The 13827-nt window shown below is 59.1% G+C and carries 9 protein-coding genes; 7 read left to right on the top strand and 2 right to left on the bottom strand.

Annotation, left to right across the window (positions count from 1 at the left end; translation table 11 throughout):
• Window positions 1-99 precede the first annotated feature (99 nt).
• Window positions 100-1401, bottom strand: a complete 1302-nt coding sequence (locus ACEUCR_RS05225) for a sigma-54 dependent transcriptional regulator (RefSeq protein WP_408788545.1) — start codon at window positions 1399-1401, stop codon at window positions 100-102.
• Window positions 1402-1769: 368 nt separating this feature from the next.
• Here ACEUCR_RS05225 and ACEUCR_RS05230 point away from each other — a divergent pair, with 368 nt between their 5' ends.
• From ACEUCR_RS05230 to mscK, 7 genes are all read left to right on the top strand, one after another.
• Window positions 1770-2351, top strand: coding sequence for a hypothetical protein (locus tag ACEUCR_RS05230; RefSeq protein ID WP_408788547.1), 582 nt, complete (start codon window positions 1770-1772; stop codon window positions 2349-2351).
• A 92-nt stretch (window positions 2352-2443) separates the two neighbouring features.
• Window positions 2444-3547 carry a hypothetical protein gene (locus ACEUCR_RS05235; RefSeq protein ID WP_408788550.1) on the top strand — a complete coding sequence of 368 codons (1104 nt, stop codon included), beginning with the start codon at window positions 2444-2446 and terminating at the stop codon, window positions 3545-3547.
• A gap of 54 nt (window positions 3548-3601) precedes the next feature.
• Window positions 3602-4279, top strand: coding sequence for a C39 family peptidase (locus tag ACEUCR_RS05240; protein ID WP_408788553.1), 678 nt, complete (start codon window positions 3602-3604; stop codon window positions 4277-4279).
• 7 nt (window positions 4280-4286) lie between these two features.
• Window positions 4287-4964, top strand: a complete 678-nt coding sequence (locus tag ACEUCR_RS05245; protein WP_408788556.1) for a hypothetical protein — start codon at window positions 4287-4289, stop codon at window positions 4962-4964.
• 69 nt (window positions 4965-5033) lie between these two features.
• Entirely contained in the window at window positions 5034-6239 is a 1206-nt protein-coding gene (locus ACEUCR_RS05250) for a transporter (RefSeq protein WP_408788559.1), read from the top strand.
• Window positions 6240-6547: 308 nt separating this feature from the next.
• Entirely contained in the window at window positions 6548-7960 is a 1413-nt protein-coding gene (gene pykF / locus ACEUCR_RS05255; protein ID WP_041999885.1) for a pyruvate kinase PykF, read from the top strand.
• Window positions 7961-8102: 142 nt separating this feature from the next.
• Window positions 8103-11405, top strand: a complete 3303-nt coding sequence (mscK, locus tag ACEUCR_RS05260) for a mechanosensitive channel MscK (protein WP_392443188.1) — start codon at window positions 8103-8105, stop codon at window positions 11403-11405.
• A gap of 160 nt (window positions 11406-11565) precedes the next feature.
• On the opposite strand, the gene ACEUCR_RS05265 is transcribed toward mscK, so the two are convergent.
• Complete coding sequence (locus ACEUCR_RS05265) at window positions 11566-13755, bottom strand: carbohydrate-binding protein (protein ID WP_408788562.1); 2190 nt, start codon at window positions 13753-13755, stop codon at window positions 11566-11568.
• Between the last annotated feature and the right edge of the window lie 72 nt (window positions 13756-13827).

Raw genomic sequence — 13827 nt, forward strand, 5'->3', positions numbered from 1 at the left:
CCAGTACTGTGGGTTGTCTCACTCTCGGCGACCTATTCTCCTCCTCACCTATGACGACTGCGTGACAGCGCTCACCCTCCCCTTGCCCATCCAGTGCCGCTAATGCAGATCATGCTTGTCCAGCAGGCGATAGAGGGTCGCCCTGGAGATGGCGAGCTGACGGGCCACCTCTTCGAGCCGATCGGGAAAACGGGCCAGGGTCTGCAGCAAGGCCTGGCGCTCCGCGGCCTCGCGCACCGCCTTGAGCGAGCCGTCAAACAACAGGGATTCCGAGTGGGACAACTCCAGATCCTGCGCCTCGATGCAGGGCCCAGCACACATGACAGCGGCCCGCTGCACCCGGTTGCGCAACTCGCGCACATTGCCGGGCCAGCCATAGGCCTGCATGGCCTGACGCGCCTGGTGGGAAAAGGTCAGTGGCCTGCTGCCCCGCACCTCGGCCAGGATCTCGTTGGCGAGCAGTTGCACATCATCTCGCCTGTCCCGCAGAGCCGGGGTCCGCAGCCGCACCACATTGAGCCGGTAATAGAGATCCTCGCGAAAACGCCCCTGTGCGACCGCCTGCTCCACATCGATATTGGTCGCGGCGACCACCCTGACATCCACGCTGCGCGACGTATGACTGCCGACCATCTCGATGCACTGCTCCTGCAAGAAACGCAGCAGGGTGACCTGGTCTTCCAGCGGCAACTCGCCAATTTCATCGAGAAACAGGGTGCCGCCATCGGCCGCTTCAATCTTGCCGATCTTGTGGGTCTGGGCCCCGGTAAAGGCGCCTTTCACATGGCCAAACAGCTCTGACTGGATCAGCTGGTGCGGCATGGCCCCACAGTTGACGGCCACGAAGGGCGCTTCTTCCCCGAAAGTGCCGTAGTGCAGCTCCCGGGCAACCAGCTCCTTGCCGGTGCCGCTGGGCCCCGTCACCAGCACGGGGAGACGGCAATGTTGCAGCCGCATCATCTGCGCCCTGAGCTGGACGATGGGTTCGCTCTGCCCTTGAATGAGCCGTACCTTGCCAGACGAGGCAGAGCGGTGATCCCCTATCAGGCGCGCCATCCCCAGGGCGTGCCCCAGGCTATGGCAGAGACGCTCGGCATCGAGAGGAAAGGTGTGGAAATCATGGAAGCAGGCGGCAAGCAGATTGCGCAGCGCCTCATTGGCAAGTTGATCTCGCTCGACCAACCCTATCCAGAGCCGATTGGGGTGCTGGGCGATGAGGGCGCGCAGGGCTTCATTTTCCACTGGGTTTATCACCACCAGCACCAGAGGGTAATCCCCATGGCGCAGTTTCTCTTCTGCCACCGCCAACGTGCGCGCCTGAGATAAACGCCACTCTCCCCGGGCAAGCAGAGGTGGCAGATCTGCACAGGGATTGATGACCAGCAATGCTTCTTCCGGCATGTTGAGCTCTCCTGTCGTCCGTGCCGATTGCGCCGCAGACCAACGACTCCTTGTCATCGGCAAGCGACAGAGAATGAAACAAAATCGATATCAAACGGCACCGTATTCATGATCTGATGACGGGATAACTATAACCCATCCCAGATATAGACTAATGACACAACACCAATGAGACGCCAGATCTAATCCTGAGAAAATATAAATACATTAATAAACATGACGTTATAAAAATAAAAATAATCGCCATCTCACCCATGAGACTAATTAACAAATGGGTCATTTAAATTTACAATAAAAAACAATTGGTTAGCTATTGGCACAGCCCTTGCTCTATCTCTTTCGCCCCCCCCTTGGCATGGAGAGAGAGCGTGAAAATATATATTGCATTGGCTGCTTATACTTTGTTGCTATTCACGACACAGCCCCACGCGGAAAATCAGGTCAATTTAGGCCAGCAGGCCCTGAGTAATATTCGGGGCAGCATGGGGGTAAACATGGTGTCTGGCAGCAACAACCAGCAGGGCAACCTCGCGGCGATCGCCATCTCCGGGCCTGCTGTCATCCAGTTTAGTCAACAAACTCAAGCCATCTCGGCCCTCAATGGCAGCCAGCGCGTTGCCATCTTCGACTCGGCATTGACCAACAGCAAAGGCCTCATCGGCATCAACCAAGGCGCTGGTGAAGCCAACCAGCAGGTCAATGCCTTCGCGCTGTCTCTGGGCGACGACACCGGCATAGGTACGGTCACCGACATCAACCTCAGCACCAGTGTCGCCAAGTTGCCCAGTGGCAAGGTACCGGCAAATACCACAACCAGCATCTATCTGGATGACAACGCCCTCGCAGGGAGCAAAGGAGTCATTCAGGTTAACCAGGTCACGGGACAGGGAAATCAAGCAGTCAACATGGTTTCCCTGCCCTTGGCAGGCGCAGTAACGGCATCGCCTTGATGCCGCAGGGATAGGAGGCCCACCCTGACGCTCCAGGGATAAAAGGAGCCGAAGGTAAAGCCCCCATGGCAAGCTCAATGGAGAGACTCATTATGCGTGGACTTATTTACAGCTCATTAGCCGCCGCGGTCGTCATGGCCATGTCAGGCTCAGCACTCGCCTATGACAGAGGCGACAGAGATGAAACCGGTGCCACCCTGACCAAGAAGGTCAAAGCCGAGGTGGATGTGGAATATGAAGGCCGGGTCAACGTGGGTGGCTATATCAATGTCAACAAGCTGGGGATGGCTGTGGTGGACAACCAGCAATCCAGCTCCATGATTGGCACCTCCAATTTCCGGACCGATAACACCAGCCAGATCGACGGCTCCTTCAAGGATGTATCCGGTAACGTCGGCGCCAACGTCGCGGCGGGGGATTCCAACGTGCAAGGCAACAGCGCCTCGCTGGCTGCCTATGACGAGGTCGATGCCGAGTTCATGATGGGTCGTGGCTATCCCGGTCAAAACGGGTCTGCCGGCGGCTCTTCAGATGCGGAAATCTTCTCCGATCAGAGCGCCAGCCACAACTGGACCTCTAACAAAGGTCACCAGAACAAGGCCGGTATCGGTGATGGCGCCTTCAAGGATGCGGCAGGCAACATAGGGGTCAACGTGGCATCCGGCTCGGGTAACGTGCAGGCCAACAACATGGCAGCCTCCGTTTCGACCGGCAACATGGCGGTGGCCACCGTTGCCAACAGCCAGAACGTCTCCAATAACCTCACCACCAACGAAAGCCTGAGCTCGACCAAAACCGTGGGCTACAACAAAGTTGCCATGGGCTTCGTGGCAGGTGGTACCTACAGCGGAACCAGCAAGCAGTCCAATAACGTCTATCCGGAAATCTGGAAAGATGGCGATCACCCCGATGGCGGCAGCCTCTGGGGTCACATCGACTATGACAATCAGGATGACGATGGCAGCCATGATTCGAAATTCGAATTCAAGGAAGCAGGTAACGTGGCGCTCGCAGGGGCAGCTGTTGGCTACATCCCCGTAGTCAATACCTACACCAGTCGTGAAACCTTCAACCACGCCAAAATCAATGGCGGAGCCTTCAACGGCGCCGTGGGCAACATTGGGGTGAACGTGGCCTCTGGCACCAACAACCTGCAAGCGAACAACCTGTCGCTGGCAGCAGGTTTTGCCAAGTAATCTGTCTATACAGGGGGCTCAGGCCCCCTCTTTTATCTGCTCAAGGAGGAGAAGATGCGCTGGCTAGTTCTCTTGCTGTTCTGCCAAGGAGTCTGGGCTGCCAACCTGCCTATTGGTGAGCACCTTCCGGCTGTTGGCGGTCTTAACAAGCCAGTTCAGAGCATCATGGAGCGGCGCTTTGCCAATATTGAGCGCCAAGATACCGATTTCAGCTGCGGGGCCGCCGCCGTGGCGACCATACTGCGCTACGCCTATGGTCAAGTGACCAATGAGCGCTGGGTCATGGATGGCATGATGGCCATGGCCGATCCAGCCCTGGTACAACGTTATGGTTTTTCCATGCTCGACATGAAGCAGTATCTGCAAATGCTGGGCATGCGGGTCAGAGGCTATCGACTTGACGATGAGAAACTGCGCCAAGTGAGAGTCCCGACCATAGTCCTCCTCAATATTCGTGGCTATCAGCACTTCGCCGTGCTGCGTGCCATCGATAAACAAGACCGCGTCTATCTGGCCGATCCAGCCCTTGGTAATCGCATCATCTCGTTCAACGAATTCAAAGAGAGTTGGAACGGGATCCTGCTGGCAGTGATCGGATCCGGATACCGCCCGGATGCCCCACTGGCCAACCCTGCTCCCCCGCTCTCGGTGCGAGGGAAAGATGGCCTGTTCGCGCCAATCAATGAAACCTCCTTGCTGGAGTTTGGTTTCCAGCACAAGGAGCTGATGTGAGGCCGATATGAACAACCTACATTCTGTTTGGCTCGCCAGCCTGTTGACAGGCTTGGCTGGCCCGGCTCTGGCTCTACCGGATCCCCTGGCTCACCTCTCGGAGAGCTTTGCCCCCCAACTGGAAGACAGCGCGCTGGCGAACCTGCGTGGCCGCTATGTCAACTCACAAGGGATCCGCTATTTCGGTATCGAGTTCATCTCGACCCTGACCACGGCCCAGGCACAACAGACGGCAGCCATGAACCTGACCCTGAGCGTGATCCAAAACAACCCCAAGCTGGATATCCGCATCCAGAATGATCCCGGTTCCACGCTCAAGAGCCAGACTCAGGAGCAAGCCCCCGCCGCCAGCAACATCAATGGTTCTGGCCTGGTACAGGTGCTTCAGCTTCAAGGCAGCGGTAATAGCGCCGTCAACCAGACCGGCATCGCCTTGAACGCCCAACCCAATGTGGGTCAGAGCGTGGTCGCCGGCAATTATGAGAGCCAGGGGGCACTCGGTACCGCCAGTTATCGGATATCAGGCAATTATGCCGGACTGCAACTAAACTCGGCCGATGGACACGTCCTACTGGAACAGAGTCTGCGAGGAGACAACTTCAGCCGGGGATTGTTGCAGCTCAACCGAGTAAGAGGAGATGGCTTGCGAGCACTTAATCAGACCCGCATCTGGCTCTCCCGCTAACGTTTCTTGCTGACTTGACATCATTGGACGGCGCTAACACAAAGACAAAAATCAACAAGGATGGATCCAATGAAAAAACACGCCATTGTGTTACTGACACTGGCTCCGCTCAGCTGTCTGGCAGCCAGTGCGGAAGAGCAAGCGCTACAACAACAACTCGACCTGCTGCGACAACAGCTGATCCAGCAAAACCAGGCACTCCACCAGATACAAGCCCGTCTGGAGGCCGTCAAAGCCAGTTCAAATAACGCGGCGGCAGCCATTGGCGCCGTCGCGGGTACGGCGGGAGCGACGGCCGCCCAGGCGGATACGACACGTCGCACCCCGGAGGCCGGGCGTAGCACGGAAGACTTGATGATCGAGCAGCATAATGTGTTCGACAGAGCCTGGGTACTCGACTTCGGCCTCTCCTATCAACATTACAATCGCAAGGATCTCGCCTTGCGTGGCTTTCTTGCCCTCGATGCCATCTTCCTCGGCGAGATCAACCTCGACCGGGTTCGTTCGGATCAATGGGTTGCCGACCTTGTCACCCGCTACACCATCAATGATCGCTGGCAGCTGGAACTGGCCGTTCCCTACATGATGCGCAGCACCAATTACCAAAGCACGGGCAAGGAGAACTCCAGTCGTGACTTCGAGGAGGAGAGCGTCACAGATGGTGGTCTGGGCGATTTGAGCCTGGCCATCTATTACCGGGTGCTAGCCGAAGACGAGAACTGGCCGGATCTGGTCTGGAACCTGCGAGCCAAGGCACCGACCGGCAAGGATCCCTACGGCATAGAAGTCGATACCTCGGAATCTGGCAACCTCATCACCCCCAAGGAGCTGGCCACCGGCAACGGCCTGTGGCAACTCTCGACCGGTTTCTCTCTGGTCAAGACCCTGGATCCGGCCATCCTGTTCGCCAACCTCAACTATGGGCATAGCCTCAAAAGAAACTTTAATGATATCTCCTACCTACCGGGCAACCAGCCGGGCAGCATACAGCTTGGTGATTGGTACGAATATGGTTTGGGGGTGGCGTTTGCCCTCAACGAGCGCTTCAGTCTGTCATTCAACATCAACCAGCGCATCACGCTGGAATCGGAGCAGGGTTCCGAAGGTTTCCCCATGGAGAAGGTGACGGGCTCCGATGCCAATGCTGCCAGCTTCGGCATGGGCGCAACCTGGGCCATGACGGACAAGCTCTCCATGGCGGTCAACTGGTCGGCAGGGTTAACGACAGACGCCCCCGACTACAGCATAGGGATCCGTTTCCCCTATCGTTTCTAGCATCCTGATCACGTCTCTGGCCCCCACCCAGGCCGGTGAAGGCATGCTTTCACCGGCCGCAACAAGAGGTCGGTCCAGATCGTCATTTAACTACATCTTCCCTGTCTGCCAGATCCATGACCCATCAGCCACATATGGGCTCGATGCGAAAAGTGCCATTATTTTAGGGCCTAAAATCTCGTGGTCACGAAAACGTTATCGCGCAAAATGAGGCATTTTTGGCTCAAAACGTTGTTTCTGGATCATAAAAAGTATTCAAAAACTGGTGTATATTACTCGGCGGAAACTCCTTAACCATGAAGACTGACATGAAAAAGACCAAAATCGTCTGCACCATAGGTCCCAAGACCGAATCCAAAGAAATGCTGGCCAAGATGCTGGATGCCGGCATGAACGTCATGCGCCTTAACTTCTCTCACGGTGATTACGCCGAGCACGGCGGTCGTATCAACAACCTGCGTGAAGTCATGGCCGAGACTGGCAAGCAAGCCGCTATCCTGCTCGACACCAAGGGTCCGGAAATCCGTACCATGAAACTGGAAGGTGGCAACGATGTCTCTCTGGTCGCCGGCCAGACATTCACCTTCACCATTGATCAGACCGTGATTGGCAATCAGGACAAGGTCGCCGTGACCTACGCCGGCTTCGCCAACGATCTGCGCGTCGGCAACCGTATCCTGGTTGACGATGGCCTGATCGGCATGGACGTCATCGAAATCACCGAACGTGAAGTCATCTGCAAGGTGCTCAACAACGGCGATCTGGGTGAAAACAAGGGCGTCAACCTGCCGGGCGTTTCCATCAAGCTGCCGGCCCTGGCCGAGAAAGACAAGCGCGACCTCATCTTCGGCTGTGAGCAAGGTGTTGATTTCGTTGCTGCTTCTTTCATCCGCAAGCAGGAAGACGTGCTGGAAATCCGTGAGCACCTGAAGGCCCACGGTGGCGAGAATATCCAGATCATCTCCAAGATCGAAAACCAGGAAGGCCTGGACAACTTCGACGAGATCCTGGCTGTCTCCGACGGCATCATGGTTGCCCGTGGCGACATGGGTGTCGAGATCCCGGTGGAAGAGGTGATCTTCGCCCAGAAGATGATCATCGAGAAGTGCAACAAGGCTCGCAAAGTGGTCATCACCGCGACCCAGATGCTGGACTCCATGATCAAGAACCCGCGTCCGACTCGCGCCGAAGCGGGCGATGTGGCCAACGCCATCCTGGACGGCACCGATGCCGTCATGCTGTCCGGTGAGTCCGCCAAGGGCAAGTATCCGCTGGAAGCCGTGACCATCATGGCCACCATCTGCGAGCGTACCGATGGCGTCATGCCGTCCAACCTGTCTGCTGCCAACGACAGCAACAAGCTGCGCATCACCGAAGCCGTGTGCAAAGGCGCGGTGGAGACGTCTCAGAAGCTGGATGCCCCGCTGATCGTGGTAGCAACCGAAGGCGGCAAATCCGCCAAGGCCATCCGCAAGTACTTCCCGAAAGCCTGGATCCTGGCCATCACCACCAACAAGAAGACCGCTGCCCAGCTGGTACTGACCAAGGGTGTGATGACTCACGTGGTTGACAACATCGCCTCCACCGACGATTTCTATCGCATCGGCAAGGAAGCGGCGCTGGAAAGCGGCATGGGCCTGAAGGGCGACGTAGTCGTCATGGTTTCCGGTGCCCTGGTACCGAGCGGTACCACCAACACCGCCTCCGTCCACGTGCTGTAAGCGACAGGAAAGATGAAAACGGCGCCTTCGGGCGCCGTTTTTTTTATTGCCCCCTCTGCTTCACCAGCGAGGTGAGTGCTAGAATCTCGCGCAATTATCAGTGCGGGTCTTACCCGCTCTCAAGGTCATCAGCGGAACCTCTATGCCCTCATTCACGTTCAAACGAGTCGCCACCCTGCTGTCTCTGCTCATCATGTTGTCGGCAGGTCAGGCCCTGGCCCAGGATCTCCCCCGGCAGGACGGCGTCCAGCGTCAACTCGACGCCCTGTCAAAGTCCGACAACCTGACCGCCGGCCAGCAGGCGGACAAGGCCTTCTTGAGCGAGACCCTCGCCCTGCTCGACAGCATCGACAAGGAAAACACCAAGGCCAAGGTCCAGAGCCAGCGGATCAAGGCCCTGCCCGCCGATCTCAAGGAGATATCGACTCGCCTCGAGGCCCTGGCTCAGGGCAAGAGCGCCGAGCAGATAGCCAACGAGTACGCCGCCATGAGTCTGGACGAGCTGGAGAGCCGTCAGCCCGAGGTGATGGCCAACATGCAGAATGCCCAGGAATCACTGGGGGCCATCGCCAGCCAGATCACCAATCTGCAGACCCTGCCCGAGCGGGCACAAAGCACCATGAGCAAGGCGTACCAGCGTAGCCAGGAGCTGCGCAACCGCCTCAATGCCGGCGACGGGGTGAGCAGCGCCGAGCGCAGCAAGCTGACGGCCGAGCAGGCCCTGCTCGACCTGCAGCTCGCCTACCTGCAAAAGGAGCTGGACAACCGCACCAGCATGCAGGATCTCGCCATCAAGCAGCGGGACTATCACAATGCCCGTCTCGCCCTGGAAGAGCAGAAGCTGCAACTGCTGCAAAAGGAGATCAGTGCCAAGCGACTCGGCAATACCGAGAAGACCGCCGAGCAGACGGGGGAGCTGGTCGCCAACCAGGACAACCCCCTGGTCCAGCGGGAGCAGGAGCTCAACCACCAGCTCAGCCAGCAGCTGGTCTCGGCCACCAACAACCTCAACTCCCTGATGCAGAAGAATCTGCAGGCCAAAAGCTGGCTGGAGCGCGGCACCCAGACCGAACGCAACCTCAACGAACAGGTGCAGATGCTCAAGGGCAACCTGCTGCTGTCACGGATCCTCTATCAGCTCTACCAGCAGCTGGAAACGGCCCCCACCAGCGCGGTCAAAAACCTGGAGGAGCAGATAGCCGACCTGCATCTGGCCCAGTTCGAATTGAGCCAGCAGCGAGACCAGCTGTTTCAGAAGAACCAGTTCCTCGACAAGCTGATCGACAGCAGCGGCCTCGCCGTCAGCGAGGAGGACAGGGACAACCTCTCGCACCTGCTCGATACCCGGATTTCACTGCTCGACCAGCTCAACCGCCAGCTCGACGCCCAGCTCACCAATGCCATCAGCCTGCAGCTGACCCAGCAGCAGCTTGCCCGCGTCTATGCCTCCATCGAGCTGACCCTGCAACAGCACATCTTCTGGGTCAGCAGCAACAAGGCCATCGACGGCAAGTGGTTCCTCTCCTGGCCGAGCCAGGTCGCCAAGCAGATAAGTGACTGGACCCTGACACCCAAGGATTGGCTCAAGGTGCTGCTCGCCATCAGCCTGCTCGCCCTGCCCCTGATCATCATAGGGCTGCTGCTGCTGTGGAAGCGCCAGGCCATCAAGCAACGCCTGCAACGCATCAACAAGGAGTTGGGACGTTTTCGGCAAGACAGCCAGTGGCACACCCCCAAGGCACTGTTGATGACGGCCCTGCTCTCCCTGCCGGGGGCGCTCTTCATCTGTGCAGCCGGCTTGCTGATCGCCTACAACGGCCTGCTCAGCGTCAACCTGACCATGCAGATCACCCTCAACCTGGCCCTGGGTTACCTGGTCTTCAGCATCTACCTCGCCGTCATGCGGCCGGGGGGCATGGGCGAACTCCATTTTCGTCTGCCCAAAGAGGAACTGATCAGCAAGCACAAGCATCTGCGCGCGCTCTGGTTCACCCTGATGCCCCTCATCATGCTCTCCACCAAGGCGGTGATCGAACCCTCCACCCTGGGCAACGATGTCCTCGGTCAGACCATGACCCTGATCCTGCTGGGACTCACGGCCTGGCTGCTCTACCCCTTGTTGCGCACCAGGCTCAAGAGCGGCCTGGGCATGATGTCCTCCCTGTTCACCCTGCTGCTGGTGCTGACCCCCATCGCCCTCATCGGCCTGGTGCTGTTTGGTTACTACTACACGGCGCTCAAGCTCACCGGCCGGCTCATCGAGTCCTTCTACCTGCTGCTGCTGTGGAGCCTGGTCTATCGCACCGCCCTGCGCGGTCTGGAGCTGGCGGCCCGTCGCCTCGCCTGGCGCCGTGCCGTGGCGCGCCGCGAGCACAAGGCCCAGGAGGATGCGGAAGGGAGCGAGTCCATCGAGGAGCAACCCATGGCGCTGGAAGAGGTGAGCCAGCAATCCCTGCGGCTGACCCGCATCGTGCTGCTCGCCATCTTCGGCGTCGCCTTCTACTGGCTCTGGTCCGATCTGATTGCGGTGTTCACCTACCTCGACAGCGTGGTGCTCTGGCACAAGAGCGAGGGGACAGGTGCCAACGCCGTGCTCTACCCCATCAGCCTGAGCGATGTCATCACAGGCCTGCTGATCCTGGCGGGCGCCTTGTCGCTGGCCCGCAACCTGCCCGGTCTGCTGGAGGTGCTGGTGCTATCCAAGATGCGCCTCGCCCAGGGGTCGGCCTACGCCATCACCACCATGCTCAACTACACCCTGATAGGGGTGGGTACCCTCACCACCCTGGCCATGCTGGGCGTCCAGTGGGAGAAGCTGCAGTGGCTCGCTGCCGGTCTCTCGGTCGGCATCGGTTTTGGCATGCAGCAGATCGTCTCCAACTTCATCTCCGGCATCATCATACTGTTCGAGAGGCCGGTGCGGATCGGGGATACGGTCACCATCGGCACCATCTCGGGCACGGTCAACAAGATCCGGATCCGCTCCACCACCCTCACCGACTTCGACCGCAAGGAGGTGATCATCCCGAACCAGCAACTGATGACGGAGCGGCTGATCAACTGGTCCCTGTCCGATACCGTCACCCGGGTCATCGCCCGGGTCGGGGTGGCCTATGGCTCGGATCTCGATCTGACCCGCCAGCTGCTGATGCAGGCTGCCCAGTCCAACAGCCGGGTACTCAAGGAGCCGGAACCCCTGGTCTATTTCCTCACCTTCGGTGCCAGCACCCTGGACCACGAGCTGCGTTTCTTCGTCAACGAACTGGGGGATCGCAACCCCGCCATCGACGAACTCAACCGCACCATAGACAGGCTGTTCAAGGAGCATGGCATCGAGATCGCCTTCAACCAAATGGATGTCTACATCAAGAACATGCAGGGGGACGAGCAGAAGATAGCGTCCCACAGCCCCCAGCCAGCCCCGGGTGAGGACAAACCGGCCTGATCCCTTGCCGCCCCCCGGGGGGCGCCCCCCCTTGCTACCAGACAGGCCCGCTTCAGGGCCTGTCGCTTTTGCCCTCTGCCGGCGCCAGCCGCGAACGGACGCCACCACGAAAACAGGCCCGCGAAGGGGCCTGTCTGCTCTGTCTCTATGTGCTGCCCCCTCAGCTGCAGGGGCCTATCAGCTTCCAGGGATCCCCGGCGCTCGGCACGTTGCCGCTGCTCCACCACTTGGCCTCATAGATGTTGCCGTTGTAGGTCACCTGATTGCCCGTGGTATAGACGGAGCCGGTTGCCCAGCTCGCCGGGCAAGTGCTACTGCTGCCAGGCTCGAAGCTGACCGACAGGCTATGAGCCCCATTCAAGGCATTGAAGGTGTAGCTGCCAGTCACGGCCTGCGCCACCCCATCGACGATGAGGGACTTCACCTTGTAACCGGTATCGGGCAGCAGGGTGACGGTGAAGTTGGTGCCGCCTTTCCCTTGCAGGATGCCGTTCGCCGGTGCCGGAGAGATGGTACCACCCGCTCCTATGTCCACACTGATGTCGAAGAAGACGGGAATGTCGATGGTGGCCTCGCTGTAGCTACCGCTGAAACCGGCGAAGTTGGCGGCCGTGATGGTGTTCACCGCCGTGTTCTTCAACACTATCTTCTTGGCATCGCCCTTGGCGTAGGGTTCCACCAGGGTGATGACCACATCGCTCCCCTCCTGAGTCAGCTTGATGCCGGAGAAAGGCACCGGCTGATTGCTCGGGGTGGTGATGACCGTCTTGGCCGGATCGAAGCGATTGACCACCAGGGTCATGTTCCAGCCCCAGTTCAGAGAGCTGAGCGGCACTATGTAACCGAGGCGATCGTAACTGCCGGTCACATTGCTGAACATCTCGGGCCGCAGATCATTGAGGGTCAGCCCCACCAGCTCGAAGGAGGAGTAGATGCCGCCATCTTCCGCCTGGGGACCCATCACCACGGACGTGGCGGTTTCATAGGCTTTCAGATGCTTGAAGCCGATGCCGGCGCTGCCCGCAATCTTGTCGACCGCAGGATCGAAGCCCTGCACCACCTGCTTGCCCGAGTTCCAGGCCAGGGTGTAGATGTCGGACTTGGTGATGACGGCAGCCGGGTTGGCCTGCACCGAAGCCGCGCTGACGCCCTTGAGCAGCACCCGCTGACCGGCGAACTGCAGCTCGGCGCCCTCGGCCACCTCGCCAATCACCAGATCCGCCAGGGGGTCGGCCAGGCTCCAGCCACGCAAGACGATGAGATCGTCTCCGACGGTGAAGTCGTTGACAGTGGTCAGACCGTTTGCCTGCTCGTTGAGCAGGATCTGATCCTTGCCGCCACCTGTGATGACAGTGTCATTGCCCCAGCCCGCCGTCAGCACCTCATCATAGGGCGAGCCCTGGGTCGTGCTGTCCCCCGGGGTATCGAACAGGCTGTTGTAATCACCGAACTTGTGGACGTACTTGGTGATGCAGGTGCCGAGCTCGTCGCAGGTGATCTGATCCTTGGTGAGCAGGGATCCCACCCCCCAGGCACCACGCAGATGCGCCGCCGCCAGTATGCCGGACATGGTGGCCTGCACCTGGATGGGCTGACCGTTGTCATCGGTATCGGGCCAGCTCTTGGCCAGGGCCTGGGCCCAGGTCATGTTGGCGTCCTTGAGCAGCTTGCTGATCACCTGATAGTTGAAATGCATGGCATCGCGCATCACCAGCTCCTGCTTCTCGGGCAGGCGCAGATCCGCGAGGCTGTTGACGCCATTCTTGCCGACGAAGGTGCCCTGCCAGCGGTTCACGTCCGTTACATAGACCTTGTTGCCACCCGAGCCCTCGATCTCGGCCAGGGCCTCGGTCTTGCAACCGGCCCAGGTGGAGTCCGGCACGAACATGTAGAAGCTGTCGTACTCCTTGCCGTCCACCGTTACCTGTTTCGGGCTGTAGTAGCCGGCATCGATCAGCACCGCCTCCCCCAGCTGATAGCCGATGAAACCCCAGGCATTCAGGGAGTTGTACTGCATGGTCCTGAACATGGCCGCATCGGTCGGGGTGGCCGGGTTGTAGATATTGCCCACCCCCAGCTTGTTGAAGAAGCCGCTGATGGTGGTGGGTTCGGAGAGCATGGTGCCGGTGGAACAGTCTCGCACCAGACGACCCGGCGCCGTCACCTGGGCATAGGTATAGACGGGGTTGTCGAGGTTTTGCAGATAGAAATCGGCCAGCGCGGGATTGATGCCTGACTCGAAATCGCGCAGCGCATCCAGGAAGTCCTGGGTGCCGCCCTTCGCCGCCAAGGCGGGGGCAGCCAACGCCAGCAACACGGTTGCCGACACTATCTTCATGGTGGTTTTCAAAGCTTGAACCCTCGTATTAGTCCATTAATCACTGGGCAAACGCCCACACAAGCTCCCAACCACAGACACCTA

Source organism: Aeromonas bivalvium (genome assembly GCF_046078285.1).
GTDB classification, from domain to species: Bacteria; Pseudomonadota; Gammaproteobacteria; order Enterobacterales; family Aeromonadaceae; genus Aeromonas; species Aeromonas bivalvium.

Coding starts and splice junctions, on each gene's coding strand:
- ACEUCR_RS05250 (WP_408788559.1), top strand. CDS start 5,034: ATGAAAAAACACGCCATTGTGTTACTGACACTGGCTCCGCTCAGCTGT.
- ACEUCR_RS05225 (WP_408788545.1), bottom strand. CDS start 1,401: ATGCCGGAAGAAGCATTGCTGGTCATCAATCCCTGTGCAGATCTGCCA.
- ACEUCR_RS05235 (WP_408788550.1), top strand. CDS start 2,444: ATGCGTGGACTTATTTACAGCTCATTAGCCGCCGCGGTCGTCATGGCC.
- pykF (WP_041999885.1), top strand. CDS start 6,548: ATGAAAAAGACCAAAATCGTCTGCACCATAGGTCCCAAGACCGAATCC.
- ACEUCR_RS05245 (WP_408788556.1), top strand. CDS start 4,287: ATGAACAACCTACATTCTGTTTGGCTCGCCAGCCTGTTGACAGGCTTG.
- mscK (WP_392443188.1), top strand. CDS start 8,103: ATGCCCTCATTCACGTTCAAACGAGTCGCCACCCTGCTGTCTCTGCTC.
- ACEUCR_RS05240 (WP_408788553.1), top strand. CDS start 3,602: ATGCGCTGGCTAGTTCTCTTGCTGTTCTGCCAAGGAGTCTGGGCTGCC.